This is a genomic window from Streptosporangium nanhuense, assembly GCF_059358815.1.
Genome location: NZ_JCADBG010000002.1, coordinates 330,637 through 348,622, shown reverse-complemented (window position 1 = coordinate 348,622; position 17,986 = coordinate 330,637). Strand labels below are relative to the sequence as shown.

Annotated in this window: 15 protein-coding genes and 1 riboswitch; of the genes, 7 read left to right on the top strand and 8 right to left on the bottom strand. The window is 70.0% G+C overall.

The window, feature by feature from the left end; all coding sequences use genetic code 11:
• Nucleotides 1-41 precede the first annotated feature (41 nt).
• Complete coding sequence (locus tag AC5L38_RS06445) at nucleotides 42-938, bottom strand: AAA family ATPase (protein WP_495241822.1); 897 nt, start codon at nucleotides 936-938, stop codon at nucleotides 42-44.
• Between the two features lie 137 nt (nucleotides 939-1,075).
• On the opposite strand from AC5L38_RS06445, the gene AC5L38_RS06440 reads away from it, so the two are divergent.
• Both AC5L38_RS06440 and AC5L38_RS06435 read left to right on the top strand, forming a co-directional pair.
• Nucleotides 1,076-2,416, top strand: a complete 1,341-nt coding sequence (locus tag AC5L38_RS06440) for a TrkH family potassium uptake protein (RefSeq protein ID WP_495241821.1) — start codon at nucleotides 1,076-1,078, stop codon at nucleotides 2,414-2,416.
• Nucleotides 2,409-3,077, top strand: a complete 669-nt coding sequence (locus AC5L38_RS06435) for a potassium channel family protein (RefSeq protein ID WP_495241820.1) — start codon at nucleotides 2,409-2,411, stop codon at nucleotides 3,075-3,077. Before AC5L38_RS06440 ends, AC5L38_RS06435 begins: the two co-directional genes overlap by 8 nt.
• 91 nt (nucleotides 3,078-3,168) lie before the next feature.
• On the opposite strand, the gene AC5L38_RS06430 is transcribed toward AC5L38_RS06435, so the two are convergent.
• From AC5L38_RS06430 to AC5L38_RS06405, 6 genes are all read right to left on the bottom strand, one after another.
• Nucleotides 3,169-5,439: a glycoside hydrolase family 9 protein gene (locus tag AC5L38_RS06430; protein WP_495241819.1), complete on the bottom strand. Its 2,271-nt coding sequence runs from the start codon at nucleotides 5,437-5,439 to the stop codon at nucleotides 3,169-3,171.
• Nucleotides 5,440-5,787: 348 nt separating this feature from the next.
• Entirely contained in the window at nucleotides 5,788-6,246 is a 459-nt protein-coding gene (locus tag AC5L38_RS06425; RefSeq protein ID WP_495241818.1) for a PH domain-containing protein, read from the bottom strand.
• 128 nt (nucleotides 6,247-6,374) lie between these two features.
• Nucleotides 6,375-6,845 carry a 6,7-dimethyl-8-ribityllumazine synthase gene (gene ribH / locus AC5L38_RS06420; protein WP_495241817.1) on the bottom strand — a complete coding sequence of 157 codons (471 nt, stop codon included), beginning with the start codon at nucleotides 6,843-6,845 and terminating at the stop codon, nucleotides 6,375-6,377.
• Nucleotides 6,846-6,891: 46 nt separating this feature from the next.
• Entirely contained in the window at nucleotides 6,892-8,109 is a 1,218-nt protein-coding gene (locus tag AC5L38_RS06415) for a bifunctional 3,4-dihydroxy-2-butanone-4-phosphate synthase/GTP cyclohydrolase II (protein ID WP_495241816.1), read from the bottom strand.
• Nucleotides 8,110-8,252: 143 nt separating this feature from the next.
• Complete coding sequence (locus tag AC5L38_RS06410) at nucleotides 8,253-8,888, bottom strand: riboflavin synthase (protein WP_495241815.1); 636 nt, start codon at nucleotides 8,886-8,888, stop codon at nucleotides 8,253-8,255.
• A 481-nt stretch (nucleotides 8,889-9,369) separates the two neighbouring features.
• Nucleotides 9,370-9,500: riboswitch (FMN riboswitch) on the bottom strand.
• Between the two features lie 182 nt (nucleotides 9,501-9,682).
• A complete protein-coding gene (locus AC5L38_RS06405; RefSeq protein WP_495241814.1) occupies nucleotides 9,683-10,498 on the bottom strand; it encodes an oxygenase MpaB family protein in 816 nt (271 codons plus the stop codon).
• Between the two features lie 345 nt (nucleotides 10,499-10,843).
• Here AC5L38_RS06405 and AC5L38_RS06400 point away from each other — a divergent pair, with 345 nt between their 5' ends.
• The 5 genes from AC5L38_RS06400 to AC5L38_RS06380 all read left to right on the top strand — a co-directional run bounded on the left by AC5L38_RS06400 (nucleotide 10,844) and on the right by AC5L38_RS06380 (nucleotide 16,832).
• On the top strand, nucleotides 10,844-11,845 hold the full coding sequence (locus AC5L38_RS06400) for an ABC transporter permease (protein WP_495241813.1): 1,002 nt from the start codon (nucleotides 10,844-10,846) through the stop codon (nucleotides 11,843-11,845).
• Between the two features lie 18 nt (nucleotides 11,846-11,863).
• Nucleotides 11,864-13,657, top strand: coding sequence for an ABC transporter substrate-binding protein (locus tag AC5L38_RS06395; protein ID WP_495241812.1), 1,794 nt, complete (start codon nucleotides 11,864-11,866; stop codon nucleotides 13,655-13,657).
• Between the two features lie 123 nt (nucleotides 13,658-13,780).
• Nucleotides 13,781-14,761: an ABC transporter permease gene (locus tag AC5L38_RS06390; protein ID WP_495241811.1), complete on the top strand. Its 981-nt coding sequence runs from the start codon at nucleotides 13,781-13,783 to the stop codon at nucleotides 14,759-14,761.
• Nucleotides 14,762-14,775: 14 nt separating this feature from the next.
• Nucleotides 14,776-15,777, top strand: a complete 1,002-nt coding sequence (locus AC5L38_RS06385; protein ID WP_495241810.1) for an ABC transporter ATP-binding protein — start codon at nucleotides 14,776-14,778, stop codon at nucleotides 15,775-15,777.
• A gap of 71 nt (nucleotides 15,778-15,848) precedes the next feature.
• The gene (locus tag AC5L38_RS06380) at nucleotides 15,849-16,832 is read left to right on the top strand and encodes an ABC transporter ATP-binding protein (protein WP_495242074.1); all 984 of its coding nucleotides are present in this window, start codon (nucleotides 15,849-15,851) and stop codon (nucleotides 16,830-16,832) included.
• A 147-nt stretch (nucleotides 16,833-16,979) separates the two neighbouring features.
• On the opposite strand, the gene rpe is transcribed toward AC5L38_RS06380, so the two are convergent.
• Nucleotides 16,980-17,636, bottom strand: coding sequence for a ribulose-phosphate 3-epimerase (rpe, locus tag AC5L38_RS06375; RefSeq protein ID WP_495241809.1), 657 nt, complete (start codon nucleotides 17,634-17,636; stop codon nucleotides 16,980-16,982).
• Nucleotides 17,637-17,986 lie beyond the last annotated feature (350 nt).

Here is a 17,986-nt window from a genome sequence, read left to right as displayed (position 1 = left end):
CCTCCCCCGTACCCCCCGGAGCGGTGGCGGGGGGCGGGTCGTCAGCGCCGGGACGCACCGAAGAACCCGTTCCCGAGCACCGTCTCGTGGTCCTCTTTGTGCTTGAGCAGGGCGCCCAGCGAGGCGGCCGCCAGGTCGGGGTCGAGCTCGCGGGCGCCGAGGGCGAGGAGCGCCTCGGTCCAGTCGAGGGTCTCGGCGATGCCCGGCGGCTTGATCAGGCCGGCCTCGCGGAGCCGTCCCGTCGCCGTGGCCACCTGCTCGGCCAGGCTTCCCGAGCACTCGGGGAGCCGCCTGCGCAGGATCGCCACCTCCCGCTCGAAGGAGGGGTGCTCCAGCCAGTGGTAGAGGCAGCGCCGCTTCAGCGCGTCGTGCACCTCGCGGGTGCGGTTGGAGGTCAGCACGACCACCGGCGGCCGCGCGGCGCGGATCGTGCCGAGCTCGGGGACGGAGATCGCGAAGTCCGACAGCACCTCCAGCAGGATCGCCTCGAACTCCACGTCGGCCCGGTCGACCTCGTCGATGAGCAGCACCGCGGGCTGGGTCTCGATCGCCTTCAGCAGCGGCCTGGCGATCAGGAACCTGCGGTCGTAGACCTCGCCCTCCAGCCGGGCTGCGTCGGTGACGCCGCCCGCCTCCGCGGCCTTCAGGTGCAGGAGCTGGCGGGCGAAGTCCCAGTCGTAGAGCGCCTGGGAGGCGTCGAGGCCCTCGTAGCACTGCAGGCGGATCAGCGGTGCCCCGAGCACCTCGGCCAGGGTCCTGGCCAGCTCGGTCTTGCCGACCCCCGCCTCGCCCTCCAGCAGCAGCGGGCGGCCCATCCGCAGCGCGAGGAAGGCGGCCGTGGCGAGCCCCGCGCCGGCCAGGTACGACCGCTCGTCGAGCAGCTCCGCCAGCCGCGCGGGCGACTCCACATCAGATGTCTCGATTGTCCGCCTCACCACCACCTCAGGTTACGCCCGGCGACCGGGTCCTCGCATGATCACACCGCCCCCGGATCCGGCGTATCCCGGGAGCCCGCTCCCGGCCTCCCGGCGACGGGCATGCTGCCGTCCCCCGCGAAGAAGTATTGTCACCCCCTGTGAAGAACCTGCTCGACCAGATCAACACTCCGTCCAGGGTCGTCGTGATGGCGTTCCTGGCGGTGGTCCTCACCGGCACGGGGCTGCTGTCGCTGCCGGTCGCGGTCGAGGGGAGCCAGAGCGCCTCGTGGACGTCGGCCCTGTTCACCGCCACCTCCGCGGTGTGCGTGACCGGGCTCGCCGTGCACGACACCGCGGCGCACTGGTCGTTCTTCGGCGAGGTGGTGCTCCTGGTGCTGATGCAGATCGGCGGCTTCGGGATCATGACGCTCTCCTCGATCCTCGCGGTGGTCGTCTCCGGCAAGCTCGGCCTGCGCGCCCGCCTCAACACCCAGGCCGAGACCAAGACCCTCGGTCCCGGCGACGTGCGACAGGTGATCGTGGGGGTCGCCAAGGTCACGCTGATCGCCGAGGCGCTGACCGCCACGGTGCTCGCCGCCCGCTTCGTGATCGGGTACGGGGAACCGGTCGGCCGCGCCGCCTATTACGGGATTTTTCATGCGATCTCGGCGTTCACCAATGCCGGGTTCGCGCTCTGGCCGGACAGCATGATGAGGTTCGTCACCGACCCGTGGATCTGCCTCCCGCTCATCATGGCGGTGGTCGCCGGAGGTCTCGGCTTCCCCGTCTACGCCGTGCTGCGGCAGAACTGGCGCCGACCGTCGCGCTGGACGCTGCACGCCAAGATCACGCTGGGGATGACCGCCGTCCTGCTGTTCGGCGGGGCGGTGGCCGTCACCGTCACCGAGTGGAACAACCCCGGCACGATGGGCGGCCTCTCCCCCGGGCTGCGGGTCATGGCCGGGTTCTTCCACAGCGCGATGACCCGCAGCGGCGGCCTGAACTCCGTGGACACCTCCCAGATGAGCGAGAACTCCTGGCTGATCAGCGACGTGCTGATGTTCATCGGGGCGGGCAGCGCGAGCACCGGGGGCGGCATCAAGGTGACGACGTTCGCGCTCCTCGGGTTCGTGATCCTGGCCGAGCTGCGCGGCGAGCCCGACGTCTCGGCGGGGCGCCGCCGCATTCCCGAGCAGCTGCAGCGGCAGGCGCTGACGATCGCCCTGCTGAGTGTGGCGTCGGTCGCCGTGGGCACGTTCGCGATGATAACGGTGACCCCGTTCAAGCTGGACCGCGTACTGTTCGAGGTGATTTCGGCCTTCGGCACGGTCGGGCTGTCGACCGGGATCACCGCCGACGTCGGCACCGCGGGGCACCTGATCCTGACCATCCTGATGTTCGTCGGGCGGCTCGGCCCGGTGACCCTGGGCGCCGCGCTGGCGCTGCACGTCCAGACCCGTCGGTTCCGATACCCGGAGGAGCGTCCCCTCGTTGGTTGACAAGAGAAACCGCGGCGACGCGGTCGTGGTGATCGGTCTCGGCCGGTTCGGCGGCGCGCTGGCGGTGGAGCTGGCGGGCCGCGACGTCGAGGTGCTCGGCGTCGACAGCGACCCCAAGAACGTGCAGCAGTTCTCCGGGCGGCTCACCCACGTGGTGTGCGCCGACTCCACCGATCCCGACGCGCTCGACCAGCTGGGCATCGGGGAGTTCGGCCGGGCCGTGGTCGGCATCGGCACCGACATCGAGGCGAGCATCCTGACCACCTCGATCCTGACCGACCTGGGGGTGGCCGACATCTGGGCCAAGTCGATCAGCCTGCAGCACAGCCGGATCCTGCAGCGGGTCGGCGCGCACCACGTGGTGCAGCCCGAGCACGACATGGGCGAGCGGGTCGCGCACCTGGTCACCGGGCGGATGCTCGACTACGTGGAGGTCGACGAGGACTACGCCATGATCAAGACCATGGCGCCCGGGTGGGCGGACGGCAAGAGCCTGGGCAGCCTGGGCGTCCGCAGCAAGTACGGGGTCACCGTGGTCGGGGTCAAGAAACCCGGTGGCAGGTTCACCTACGCCACCTCCGACACGGTGATCCACAGCGGCGACACCCTGCTCGTGGCGGGCGAGACCGACAACGTCGAGCGGTTCGCCGAGGAGACCTGAGCACGAGTCCCCGGACCCTCGCGGCGGGGACCGCGCCGGTGCGGAGCGGAACTCGGCTCCGTCTCGCACCGGCGGGTTCCCGCCCCGCCGCCTACCGGGCGGTGCAGGTCACCACGGCGGGGGCGGTGTTGGCCCCGGACCAGGCGCCGTTGAAGCCGAAGGAGGTGGTGCCGCCCGAGGACAGCGCGCCGTTCCAGGACAGGTTGGCCACGGTGACGGCCGAACCGCTCGCGGTGTGCGAGCCGCTCCACAGCTGGGTGATGGTCTGGCCGCTGGGGAAGGCCCACGCGACGGTCCAGCCGGTGAGCGCGGTGGTGCCGGTGTTCCTCACCTCGACACTGGCTCCGAAGCCGTCGTGCCACTGGTTGGTGACGGTGTAGGTCGCGGCGCAGGTCTTTCCGCCCGGAGTCGGGGTGGGAGTCGGTGTTGGCGTGGGGGTCGGAGTCGGCGTGGGCGTGGGGGTCGGAGTCGGCGTGGGGGTCGGGGTCGGAGTCGGCGTGGGAGTCGGGGTCGGCGTGGGGGTCGGGCCGCCGGTGCCGGCCTTTTCGGCCGTCCAGGCGCTGACCCAGGCCAGGACCGCGTTCCAGTTGACGGCGACCTCGTTCACCGACCAGGCCTCGATGTCGTCCAGGTAGCACTTCTGCGGCCGGCAGCCGCTGAGGCGCTGCTGGGCGACCGGGTCCTCCAGGCCGCTGTTGGGGCCGCCGGCCAGGGCGCCGGCCGGTGCGACGGGCAGGGCGGAGTTGATCTGGTTGGCCCAGAACCGGTGGTGGACGTTGCGCGAGGGCTTGTCACCATAGCCGGTGACGTAGGAGTAGCCCGTCGGGTTGCGGCCGAGCTGGTACGCCATCGTCTCGAACACCCCGGTGCGGAACCGCTCGGCGCCGGTGAAGTCGTGGGCCAGGGCCAGCAGGACGGTGTTGTTGAGGATCAGGTTGTTGGAACCCCAGATGTAGCCGCCGCCGGACGGCTGGAAGGGCACCGGGTAGCCCTGGCCGCGCATCACGTTCAGCAGCCCGTCGGCGGCCGAGACGAAGGAGGCCCGCAGCTGCTGGCCGATGGAGGAGGTCAGGCCGTTGGGCACCAGCGCCAGGGTGATGTCGCCCAGGCTGCCGACCTCCGCCCACAGGGCGCCCTCGCTCGTGAAACTGCGCCCGTGGTACAGCGAGGAGGAGGTCAGGTCGGTGCGGTAGGCCTGCTTGCCGGTGGTGGTGTACAGCTCGGCGGCGGCCCAGTAGAACTCGTCGGTCACCTTGCCGTCGGCGTAGGAGCCGCCGCCGGTGCCGTCGGAGGCCGGGGCGAGCCGCGAGGGGTTGGCCTTGGCCGCGGCGTAGGCCTTCTCGGCCGCGGTCAGGCAGCGGGCGGAGAACGTGGAGTCGATGGACGCCCACACCCGGGCGCACTGGGCGGCCGAGGCGGCCAGGTTCAGGGTGGCGGCGGTGCTGGGCGCCGACAGCACCCGGGCCTGGGGGTCCTGGGCGGGCAGCAGCGGCAGCCCGGTCCAGTTGGCGTCGTGGATCTTGTGGTGGGCCATGCCGGCCAGCGGGCGGCCATCGGGGACCTGCATCTTCAGCATGAAGTCGATCTCCCAGCGGGCCTCGTCCAGGATGTCGGGGACGCCGTTGCCGCGCTCGGGGATGGACATGGTGCCGTCGGCGAAGGCGCCGGTGTCGGCGCCGGGGATGTTCATGGCCCGCTCGTAGGCGTTGACCAGCTGCCAAGCGGACATGCCGCCGTTGATCACGTACTTGCCGTGGTCGCCGGCGTCGTACCAGCCGCCGCGCACGTCCAGCCGGTAGCCGCAGTCGCTGCGGCACGGCACGTTGTCGTCGCCCTGGTTGGGGGAGACGTTCAGGTGGCCGGCGGCGCGGGCGTACTGGCCGCCGCCGGCGTACTGGGAGGTGATCGCGATGCCGCTGCGCTGGTGGTAGAAGAACGCCAGCGCGTCGTAGGGCAGCTTCTTCCAGGCGGCGGTGCCGATGTCGAAGGGGTGGCTGGACTCGTTGTTCACGGTGAGCGCGTAGTTGGTGCCGGTCCCGGTGTAGGACGAGAAGTCGATCTTGTGGACGGAGTCACCGGAGGGGGAGTCGGCGCCGAAGACGGTCGTGGTGCCGCTGGCCACCACCTGGTCGGACCCGTCCAGCAGGCTCCAGGCCAGCGGCGATCCCGAGCTGCTGATCACGGTCGCCTGCTTGGCCGCGCCGGGCGCGTAGGCGACCTGGTTGACCTTGATGTTCTGGCCGAGCGCCGGTCGGACGACGGCGTTGGCGGTTCCTGTGGTGACGACCGCGGTGATCGATGCCGCGGCCAGCGCCGCGGCCAGCGCCGCCGCCCACAGCCGGATCCGGCCTGACGAGTTCACGGGGAGTCCTCTCGACCTGTGCTGCGTGGGCTTCGCATCTTGGAACCCTCAGGTCGGAAAAAGACAGCCGCCGCCAACGCAGGAAGCGCTTCGTGCAGCTCACGGCGATACTTCCGGCGAATGACCCTGTAACTTTCACCGAGGTCCCAGCGATTGGCGGGATCTCGGCGTCACCGCCTCCCCCACGGACCGCACGCGTCCTCGTCCCCGCCGGGAGGTCGCGTTCGCGCACCCCGCCGTGCCGGCCGGCGCCGGGACTCCCGGGCCTCCCGGGCCTCCGCGCGGCGGCCCGGCCCGGCAGGTACGGCAGGTACGGCCGGTCCGGGGCCCCGAGCCCCGTACGGCGGCTCAGCCGGTCTCCGACGCCTCGCCGCGCTCCTTGATGAGGGCGGCGAGCTCGCGGACCTGGCGGACGGTACGGTCCTTCTCCGACCCCTGCAGGCCCATCGCCCCGACCGTGGCGCCGTCGGTGAAGTCGATCTTCGCCCAGGGCTCGTGGTCGACCAGGGTGACCCCGAGCACCTCCGGCCACTCGTAGCGGAAGATCCGCAGCGGGTTGACGACGGTGATCCCCTCCTCGTCGGCCTCCACCCGGACCCGTCCCAGCAGGTGCAACACCCCGGCGACCAGCCCGCCCAGCCCGACCATCGCGATCCTGTCGGCCAGGGTGAACGGCTCGGCCAGGAAGAGCCCCATCAGCACCGCGCCGAGCATGATCAGGCCCGCGAAGCCGTAGGCCGCGATCCTTCCCTTCTTGGGCCGCCACACGACGGGCAGCGGGGGCGGGGAGACGCTCTCCGGGCTCACTCTCGATCACGATCCTTTGGAAAACCACCGGTCGGAACGGCTGTGACGGCTGGTCACGACGCCGAGGGAAACCTACCGCACGGCCCCGCCGGGCCGATCACAGGCGGGGCGGGGCCGGGGCGGTCCGGCTAGGAGCGGAGTTCCCGCAGCAGCAGCGCCGTCCCCAGGGCGGCGACGGTGGCCTCGTAGCCCTTGTCCTCGTGGCTGCCGGGCAGCCCCGCCCTGTCGAGGGCCTGGTCGAGGGACTCGCAGGTCAGCACGCCGTTGCCGACCGGGACCTCCTCGTCGAGGGAGATCCGGGTCAGGCCCGAGGTGACGGAGTCGCACACGTAGTCGAAGTGCGGGGTCTCGCCGCGGATCACGACCCCGAGGGCGACGACCGCGTCGTACTTCCTGGCCAGGACCTGCGCCACGACCGGGATCTCCAGTGATCCGGCCACCCGCACCACGGTCACCTCCGCGCCGCTGTCCCGGCCGGCCTGCTCGGCCCGCGCCACGAGCTGATCGGTGATCTTCTCGTGCCAGCGCGCGGCGACGACGCCGACGCTCAGCCCGCTCGCCTTCACGGCCTCGGCCACCGGCCGCCCGTCCCCGCTCACGCGATCACCCCGTACCCGCTCCGCTCCGCCTGGCCCGATCGTTCGCTCATGCTTCTTCTTCCCTGGGAATCTCGTGGCCGAGGCGGTCGCGCTTGGCCGACAGGTATTTCTCGTTGTACGGGTTCATCGACACCGGCATGGGCTCGCGGCCGAGCACCTTGATGCCGTAGCCGTCCATGCCGCGCAGCTTGGCCGGGTTGTTGGTCAGCAGCCGGACCGACTTCACGCCCAGGTCGGCGAGCATCTGCCCGGCGTTGGAGAACTCCCGGGCGTCCACCGGCAGCCCGAGCTCCAGGTTGGCGTCGACGGTGTCGCTGCCGTTGTCCTGGAGGCTGTACGCCTTGAGCTTGGCCAGCAACCCGATCCCGCGCCCCTCGTGGCCGCGCAGGTAGACGACCACGCCCCGGCCCTCGGCGGCGATCCGCGACATGGCGTGGTCCAGCTGCACCCCGCAGTCGCACCGCAGCGACCCGAGCACGTCGCCGGTCAGGCACTCGGAGTGCGCCCGGACCATGATGTTCTCGCCGTCCTCGATGTCGCCGAGGACCAGGGCCAGGTGCTCGCCGCCGTCCAGGGAGCTCGCGAAGCCGTAGGCCCGCCACTCGCCGTACCTGTTCGGCAGCCGCGTCTCGGCGACCCTGGTCACCATCCGCTCGGTCCGGCGCCTGAACTCCACCAGCTGCTCGATCGAAACGAGCGCCAGGTCGTGCTCGTCGCAGAAGTCGCGCAGCTCCGGCAGCCGCATCATGGTGCCGTCGTCGTTGACGACCTCGGCGAGCACGCCCGCCTCGCTCAGCCCGGCGAGCCTGGCCAGGTCCACGGAGGCCTCGGTGTGGCCGCGCCGGGCCAGGACGCCGCCCTCGCGGTAGCGCAGCGGGAAGACGTGCCCCGGCCGTACCAGCTCGGCCGGCTCGGTCGCCGAGTCGGCCAGGGTGCGGATCGTGTGGGCCCGGTCGGCGGCGGAGATGCCGGTGCTCACGCCGTCCCTGGCGTCCACGCTGATCGTGTACGCGGTGCGCAGGCGCTCCTTGTTGTCGTGGACCATCAGCGGCAGGCCGAGCCTGTCGAGGTGCTCGCCGCGCATCGGCACGCAGACCACGCCGCTGCTGTGCCTGATGGTGAAGGCCAGGAGTTCGGGGGTGGCCTTGGACGCGGCGAAGATGATGTCGCCCTCGTTCTCGCGGTTCTCGTCGTCGACGACCACGATGGCCCTGCCCTCGCGGATGTCGGCGATCGCCCGCTCGATCGGGTCCAGCTTGATCACAAGGTCTCCTCGGTGACGAGCACGGCCCTCGACCGGTACTCCCTGGGCCGGTCGACGGACCCGGCCGGCACCCGCGGCCGGGTCTTCCCGGAGGTTTCCGGTCTCGGTGGTCTCGGGTTCTGTCTCAAGGTGGCTCACGGCCTTCACACCCGACCCGTCGCGGTGTCCTGGGCGGGCCCGCCGGCCGGGACGTACGCGCCGACGAGCTTCTCCACGTGCTTGGCGATCACGTCGACCTCGAGGTTCACCGGGTCGCCGGGCCGCTTCGCGCCGAGGGTGGTCAGGCTCAGGGTCGTGGGGATCAGGCTGACCGCGAAGCCCCCGGAGCCCACGCTCATGACGGTCAGGCTGATGCCGTCGACCGCGATCGAGCCCTTCTCGACCACGTAGCGGTCGAGCTCCGGCGGGAGGGAGATCCGGACGACCTCCCAGTGCTCGGCGGGCTCCCGCGACAGCAGGACGCCCGTCCCGTCCACGTGGCCCTGCACGATGTGGCCGCCCAGCCGCTGGTCGGCGCGGACCGCGCGCTCCAGGTTGACCGGGGAGCCGGGGCTGAGCGCGCCCAGGGAGCTGCGGTCGAGGGTCTCCTTCATCACGTCGGCGGTGAACACCTCACCCTCGACGTCCACCACGGTCAGGCAGACGCCGTTGACGGCGATCGAGTCGCCGTGCCCGGCGTCCGAGGTGACCGTCCTGCCGCGGATCGACAGCCGGGCCGCGTCGCTCAGCGGCTCGATCCCGGCGATCTCTCCCAGTTCTTCGACGATTCCGGTGAACATTCACTGCTCCTTCTGGGGGACCGCCCGGACGGCCGGGCACGGGGAAGTCGCCCGGCGCCCGGGAGTGGGGACCACTCGGGCGGCCGGGCATGGGAAGGTCGTCCGGGCTCCGGAGGCGGGCACCGCCGGGCACGGGAAAGTCGTCCGGGGTCCGGGAACGGGAACCACCCGGGCGGCCGGGTACGGCGAGGCCGTCCGGGGTCCGCAAGTGCGGGCGCGGGGGAAGGGGGGCGCGCCCGGGAAGAGGGATGGGCCGGCGTACCCGGACCGGACACGGCCGGACGGGCAACACGGGCGGTACGGGAAATGATGGGGGCCGACGCTTCGCCCGTGAGGGGCGCGCCCGACCGCTTGGCGCGTCCGCGCCGGATCAGTCACCCGAGGTCTCCTACTCGCCAGTAGCTTTTTGCCACGGCGGGCCCCGGGGGATCAACGGGTGCGTACACCCGATAAGCGGAGGGTGCCCGAAGACACTCTCCGCTCGCGCGCTTCCTCCCATCCGGACTTTAACCGTCGGTCCTGGAGTTTCACCAGGTCAACCGGTCGATGGCTTCGACCGGGTCGCGGACTGTAACCGCCGGCTCGGAATTTCACCGACCCCGGAGCACGCTGCTTCGTTTTCTCGTTCCACGGAGGGCGCACCGCGGACGGTTCACCCTCCTCTACCACTACCAGTGTGCCATGTCCGGAAAACCGGACGGTACGCCTTCCATGATGTGGAACAAGCGAGCGGTTGGTGCGGCCACGCCGCCGCGGCACGTCGTCATGGTTACGCCGCCGCGGTTACGCGGTGGTCACGCCGCGCGCTCGGCGACCGCCCTCCGCGCCCTGCGCGCGTCCGGGGAGTAGCGCACCGGCGCGGGCACCAGGCCGATCCCGGTGTGCAGGGCCCGCAGGGAGGCCGTCGCGCACAGGTCCCCCAGCGGGGTGGCGGGCAGGCCGTACAGCCGGCGGGCCCAGCGCGGCAGGGTCGCGAAGGCGAGCACGGTGAGCATGGGGAACATCGGCTTGAGCGGGGCCAGGCGGACCGGCAGCGGCGCGTTGAGCGACTGCCTGAGCGGGTGGGGCACCTCGGGGGCGAAGTAGAGGCGGGGGCGGCAGGCCCGGATGTAGTCGTCCATCTCGCCGACCGAGCCGGGCACGTCTTCGGCGCGCAGGCCGACCACCTCGGCCGCGCGGCGCCACTCGGCGACGAACCTGTCGGCCTCCTCGTCCGTCAGGCGCACCCCCGCGCGACGGGCGACCGACAGGTAGGAGTCGACCTCGCCGACGTGGACCCAGGCCAGCGCGTCGGGGTCGTCGAGGCGGAACCGCTCGCCGGTGTCGAGGTCGAGGGCGGTGAGGCTCGCGTGGATCTTCCTGACCCTGGCCCCGGCGCGGGCGACCTCCTCGGTCGTGCCGTAGGTGCGCACCCGGACGAACTCGGTGGTGCGCACGAAGCGGGACCACGCCTCCGCCGGATCCATCAGCGCGGAGTTCTGCGCGACCCCTCGCATCGCCCTGGGGTGCAGGCCCTGCATGAGCAGCGCGCGAAAGCCCCCGACGAGCAGGATGGGCTCGCCCATCACCCTCCAGGTCACCGACTCCGGTCCGAACAGGCCGTTATCCATGCCTTCACCTCCCGGCTAGAGGAGGGTTACCCCGCAAAACGGTCAGACACACCCTGTTGTATTGAGTCTGTAACACTGTACGGGACTTGTGACACAAGCAGGGTCAGACCCGGACAAAGCCGTCACGGGCACGTCATGAATGTGTCACAAATCCGTGAATACCGGCCTTCGGGAGCCCTATCCTCCCACGTCACCCCCTGTCCACGTCAACGGAATTGCAGCCACAAACAGGTGGACGTTATACAACAAAAAAATGAGTAATGACCAGGCCATTGATTGTCATGGACTGTTTTGCAATGGTTCCAGGGATCCCGCTCAGTCATGCTCGTTGGGAGCCTCCGCACGATGACCATCCCTGCACCAGCCACAACCACGACCGGGGAGGCACTGGCGGCGAAGACACCGGAGACGGTGGGCCGCTCCCCCGGGCAGCTGATGTGGCTGCGCTTCCGACGCGACCGGACCGGCATCGTCTCGGCCGTGGTGGTGATTTTCTTCTTCCTGGTCGCGCTCCTCGCGCCGGTGATCTCCTGGCTGTACGGCAAGGACCCCTACGCCCTGTACGGCCAGGACATGCCGGGTCTGCTGAACGACTACGGCTACCCGATCCTGCCCAACGGCGGCATCAGCTCGGAGTTCTGGTTCGGCATCGAGCCCGGCCTGGGCCGCGACGTGTTCACCCAGCTCGTCTACGGGATCAGGACCTCCCTGTCGATCGCGGTGACCGCGACGATCATCGCGACGGCGATCGGCATCGTGATGGGCATCGTCGCCGGCTACGCCGGGGGCAAGACCGACTACTTCATCGGCCGCCTGATCGACATCGTCCTGTCGTTCCCCTCGGTGCTCTTCATCATCGCGTTCATGCCGGTCGTGGAGAACCTGTTCGTCCGGCCGGACGAGGAGACGCCGATCTGGCTGCGAGCGGTCACCCTCGTGATCGCGCTGACGGTGTTCCAGTGGGCCGGCCTCGCGCGGCTGCTGCGCGGCCAGGTGCTCTCCATGCGCGAGCGGGAGTTCGTCGAGGCCGCGAAGGTCACCGGGGCCTCCCCCGCCCGGATCGTCTTCAAGGAACTGCTGCCGAACCTGTGGACCCCGATCCTGATCCAGTCGACGCTGCTGCTGCCCGCGCTGGTGACGGCCGAGGCGGCGCTGTCCTTCCTGGGCGTCGGCATGATCGAGCCCATCCCCGACTGGGGCCGCATGTTCCGCCGCGGCACCGAGATCTATCAGAACGACATCACCTATCTGATTTTCCCCGGTGTCGCCCTCCTGATCTTCGTGATCGCGTTCAACCTCCTGGGTGACTCGGTTCGCGATGCCTTCGACCCCAAGCTCAAGCGCTAGATCGGAAATAGGAGAAAGATGAAAGTCCGTACGCGGTCAGCGATGGCCGTACTCGCCATAGGCGCCCTCGCACTCACCGGTGCCTGCGCCCAGGGCAACCAGGGCGCGCCCGCTGCCCCCAGCGGCGCGGCGTCCGGCGAGCCCGGCGCGCCGGCCCCCGCAGCGTCCTACAAGCCGCCGACGATCACCGTCGGCACGGCCGACGACTCCAAGGGCCCGGCCATCGAGCCCGAGGGCGTCGTCAAGGGCGGCACCGTCACGATGATCGACCGTGACGACATCGGTCACCTCGACCCCGCTCAGGTCTACGTCAACACCATGTCGAACTTCGGCCTGCTCATCGGCCGTACCCTGACCGGCTACAAGCGCGTCGGCCCCGGCGACTACAAGCTGGTCGGCGACCTGGCCACCGACTCGGGCACCTCCTCCGAGGGCGGCAAGACCTGGACCTTCACCCTCAAGGACGGCGTGAAGTGGCAGGACGGCACCCCGATCACGTCCGAGGACGTGAAGTGGAGCATGGAGCGGACCTTCGCCCCGTTCGTCACCCAGGGCCCGACCTACATCCAGCAGTGGCTGACCGAGGTCGACCACAAGAAGGCCTACCAGGGCCCGTACGACGGCAAGCGCCTTGACAACATCGAGACGCCGGACGACAAGACGATCGTCTACAAGTTCAAGACCCCGCACGCCGACGCCAACTACGCCTTCGCCATGGGCGGCTACGGCATCGTGCCCAAGGAGAAGGACACCAAGGAGAAGTACGACAAGGAGCCCGTCTCCAGCGGCCCGTACATCATCAAGAGCCACGTCGTCGACAAGTCGATGGAGCTGGAGCGCAACCCGAACTGGGACCCGGCCACCGACCCGATCCGCGGCGCCTACCCCGACAACTGGCGCCTGGAGTTCGGCCAGGAGAACCTGCAGATCACCGACCGTCTGATCGCCGACACCGGCCCGGACCAGACCGCGTTCACCTTCTACGCGACCGTCCCGCCGGAGCGTCTGCAGCAGGTCCTCGGCGACGCCAGCCTGGCCCCCCGCCTGATGAAGAGCCCCTCGCCGTACGGCAACTACTACTACTTCAACCTTGACCGGGTGAAGGACGTCAAGATCCGCCAGGCCATCAACCACGTGTGGCCGTCCAAGCAGATCCAGCAGGTCATGGGCGGACCCGCCGCGGCGGCGCTGCCCACCACGATCCTGAACGAGAACACCACGGTCGGCTACGAGTCCTACGACCTGTTCGGCAAGGAGGCCAAGCCCGAGGGCGACGTCGAGAAGGCCAAGCAGCTGCTCGCCGAGTCGAGCAACGCGACGCCGACCATCGTCTACGCCTACAACCAGACGCCCGTCCAGGAGCAGGTCACCGTCGTGATCAAGAACGCCCTGGAGAAGGCCGGCATCAAGGTCGTGGTCAAGCCCCTGGACCGTAAGACCTACTACGACTCCATCGGCAAGGTGAAGAACGAGTTCGACCTCTACTGGGGTGGCTGGGGCGCCGACTGGCCGTCCGGCACGACGGTCCTGCCCGTCATCTTCGGCCCGGTCGCCGACGGTGCGCCGAACTACTCGCACCTGAAGGACGAGGCCATCACTAAGGAGATGGACGAGATCACCGCCCTGACCGACATCGACGCCCAGAACAAGGCGTGGATGGCGCTCGACAAGAAGATCCAGGAGACGATCACCCCGCTGGTCGTCGCCGAGAACCGGATCGCCAACACCCTGCACGGCTCCAAGGTCGGTGGCGCCGAGATCGACCCGCAGTCCTGGGTCGTCTCGCCCAACAGCATCTTCGTGAAGCCGTAGCGGCCCACGAAACCGTAGGAGAACCGGCGGCCGTGGTCTCGCGGGGATGACGACATCCCCGCGAGGCCGCGGCCAGGGGCCTCACCGGCCCCATCGGTCCCAGCCACCTCGGGAAAACAGGCAATGCTTCCATTCATCACTCGCCGCATGCTCGGCGCCGCGGTCACACTTGTGATCATCTCCGCGGTCACGTTCTTCCTCTTCTTCGCCGTGCCCGCCGACCCGGCGAGACTCGCCTGCGGCAAGGTCTGCCCGCCGGAGCTGCTGGAGCAGGCGCGGCACAACCTGGGACTGGATCAGCCCCTGTTCGCCCAGTTCGTGGCCTGGCTGGCCGGAATCTTCGTCGGCCGCGACTACGGAGGCCTGGGCGACTGCCCGGCCCCCTGCCTCGGCTTCTCCTTCGTCAACCGCGCGCCGGTGTTCGAGACGATCCTGGACCGGCTCCCGCTGACCATCTCGCTCACCATCGGGGCGGCGGCCGTCTTCCTCACCTTCGGCGTGGCCACCGGAATCATCGCGGCGCTCCGGCAGGGCAAGCCGCTGGACAAGATCGCCAGCGTGTCGTCCCTCATCGGCGCCTCCGTGCAGATCTACTTCATCGGCACCCTCGCCCTGTACTTCCTCGTCTACCAGAACCAGATCTTCTGGCGGCCCAAGTACGTGGAGTTCACCCAGGACCCCGTCGGCTGGGCCACCGGCCTGCTGCTGCCGTGGCTGGTGCTGGCGATCATCTTCACCGCCAACTACACCCGCATGACCCGCTCGACGATGGTGGAGCAGCTCAGCGAGGACTACGTCCGCACCGCGCGGGCCAAGGGCATGTCCGGCCGCAGCGTGGTGATGCGCTTCGCGATGCGCGGCACGCTGACCCCCATCATCACGATCTTCGGCGTGGACCTCGGCGCGCTGATCGGCGGCGCGATCATCACCGAGCAGACCTTCGGCCTCCAGGGGCTCGGCCAGCTGTCGGTCAAGGCGGTCACCAACTCCGACCTGCCCATGCTGATGGCGACGGTGCTCGTCGCGGCCGCCGCGATCGTCGTCTTCAACATCATCGTCGACATCCTGTACGCCTTCATCGACCCCCGCGTGCGGCTGAGCTAGGAGCCTTGAAGAAAGTGTCAACTCCGTTCCTCTCGGTCCGTGACCTGACCGTCGACTTCCACACCGAGGACGGCGTCGTCCACGCGGTGGACGGGCTCTCCTTCGACGTGGAGAAGGGCACCACGCTGGGCATCGTCGGCGAGTCGGGCTCGGGCAAGTCGGTGACCAACCTGACCGTGCTCGGCCTGCACAACCCGGAGACCACCAAGATCGGCGGGGAGATCCGGCTGGACGGCGAGGAGCTGATCGGCGCCTCCCGGTCCACCATGGAGAAGCTGCGCGGCAACAAGGTCGCGATGATCTTCCAGGACCCGCTGACCTCGCTCTCCCCGTACCACACCATCGGCAAGCAGATCTCCGAGGTCTACCGCAAGCACACCGGCGCGAGCCGCGCCGAGTCCAGGGACCGCGCGATCGAGATGCTGACGCGGGTCGGCATCCCCCAGCCGAAGACCAGGGTGGACGACTATCCCCACCAGTTCTCCGGCGGCATGCGGCAGCGCGCGATGATCGCGATGGCACTGGTGTGCGACCCGGACCTGCTGATCGCCGACGAGCCCACCACCGCCCTGGACGTGACCGTCCAGGCCCAGATCCTGGACCTGCTCAAGGAGCTCCAGGACCAGACGGGGGCCTCGATCATCCTGATCACCCACGACCTCGGCGTGGTCGCCAACACCGCGCACGACGTGCTGGTGATGTACGCCGGGCGGGCGGTGGAGCGCGGCACCGTCAGGGAGGTCCTCCACGAGCCCCGCCACCCCTACACCTGGGGCCTGCTGGCCTCCATGCCCCGCCTGAACGCCCCGGTGGACATCCCCCTCCGGCCGGTCCGCGGCACCCCGCCCAGCCTGATCAACGTCCCGCCGGGGTGCCCCTTCCACCCCCGGTGCGACTTCATGGAGCTGGCCGGTCCCGGGCTGTGCCGCTCCGAGCGGCCCGAACTGTCCCCGCACCGCGGCCACGGCGACGCGTGCTACCTGACCCTCGCCCAGAAGAGGGAGATCCAAAAGTGAGCGAGACAACCGGTGAACCCCGCGGCGAGGCGCTGCTGGAGCTGTCCGGCCTGAAGAAGCACTTCCCGGTGATGGGCGGTGTCGTCTTCAAACACCAGGTCGGCAAGGTCCACGCGGTGGACGGCATCGACCTGACGGTGCACGCGGGCGAGACGCTCGGCCTGGTCGGCGAGTCCGGCTGCGGCAAGTCCACCGCCGGGCGGCTGGCCTCCCGGCTGCTGGAGCCCACCGAGGGCAGCATCAGGTACGCCGGACGGGAGATCGGCCACGCCAAGCGCAAGGAACTGAAGCCGATCCGGGCCGAGATCCAGATGATCTTCCAGGACCCGTACTCGTCGCTGAACCCCCGGCACACCGTGGGCACCATCGTCGGCGGCCCGATGGAGATCAACGGCATCAACCCGCCGGGCGGCAGGGACAACCGGGTCCGGGAGCTCCTGGAGATCGTCGGGCTCAACCCCGAGCACTTCAACCGCTTCCCGCACGAGTTCTCCGGCGGCCAGCGGCAGCGCATCGGGGTGGCCCGCGCGCTCTCCCTGAACCCCAAGCTGATCATCGCGGACGAGCCGGTCTCCGCCCTGGACGTCTCCATCCAGGCGCAGGTCGTCAACCTGCTCCAGCAGCTCCAGCGGGACATGGGCATCGCGTTCCTGTTCATCGCGCACGACCTGGCGATCGTGCGGCACTTCTCCCAGCGGGTCGCGGTCATGTACCTCGGCAAGATCGTCGAGGTCGCCGACCGCGCCTCCCTGTACGAGCGCCCCCGCCACCCCTACACCCACGCGCTGCTGTCGGCGGTGCCCGAGGTGCTGGAGGACGAGGAGCCGCGCGAGCGCATCCGCCTGGCCGGTGACGTGCCCTCCCCGATCAACCCGCCGTCCGGCTGCCGCTTCCGCACCCGCTGCTGGAAGGCCCAGGACAAGTGCGCGACCGAGGAGCCCCCGCTGGTCAGGCTGGAGGGGAACAAGGAGGGTCACCTGACCGCCTGCCACTTCCCCGAGCAGCCGACCGTGCACGGCCAGGACGTGGTGCTGGACCCGGCGCTGCAGGGCTGACCGTTCCGCCTCTCCCCCGCGGCCGTCGAAGGCCACGGTGAGTCTCCGACGCCGAAGGGCGGGCCCGTCCGGGCCCGCCCTTCGTCATGTCGTGGTGTCGTCGTCTCGGCGTCTCTTCGTCTCGGCGTCGGACGACCGGTCCTCCGGTCAGCCCTTGGCGGCCAGGGCGCGCAGGGCGTCGACCGCGCGGGCCGGGTCCTCGGCGCCGTAGACGGCGTTGCCCGCCACGAAGACGTCGGCGCCCGCCTCCGCGCAGCGCTCGATCGTCGCCTCGGAGACGCCGCCGTCGACCTGGAGCCACACCTGGCCACCGTGCCGGTCGACGAGCTCGCGGGTCCTGCGGATCTTGGGCAGGACCATGTCGAGGAACCGCTGCCCGCCGAAACCGGGGTCGACGGTCATCAGCAGCAGCATGTCGAGCTCGCCGAGCAGGTCCTCGTACGGCTCGACGGGGGTGGCGGGGTTCAGGGCCAGGCCCGCGCGGGCGCCCGCCTGACGGATCTGGCGCAGCGTGCGGACCGGGGCCTTGGCCGCCTCCACGTGGACGGTGACGCTCCCGGCCCCGGCCTCGGCGTAGGAGGGGGCCCAGCGGTCCGGGTCTTCGATCATGAGATGGCAGTCGAGTGGCGTCGAGGTCGCCTTGAGCAGGGACTCGACGACCGGCAGCCCGAGGGTCAGGTTGGGCACGAAGTGGTTGTCCATGACGTCCACGTGCAGCCAGTCGGCGTTGGGCACCGCCGCGGCCGCCTCGGCGAGGCGGGCGAAGTCGGCGGACAGGATGCTGGGCGAGATCTGTACGGCCATGATTGGCCGATTCTAGCGGCGAGGGCCCGCCGCCCGTCCGGCCCGTGGGACGAAGCCGTGCCGAGGCGCGAGGGTCCTGCCGGGGCGAAGCCGGGCGAGGAACGGAGACCCTGCCGGGGCGAAGCCGGGCGAGGTGCGAAGACCCCACCGGGACGGAGCCGTGCCGAGGGGCGGGGAGCTTGCGGGCCGGGCGGTGCGGCGGGTGGACGACCGTGTCCCATAATCTCTTGTTTACCTGAAACAAGCATAATCAAGACATTCTTCTTGCCGAATTAACTCGTGGCCGGAAATTACGCCAGGTGCGATTTGACAACTTTCCCGGCGGGCCGCGAACCACTGGGGTAATTTCC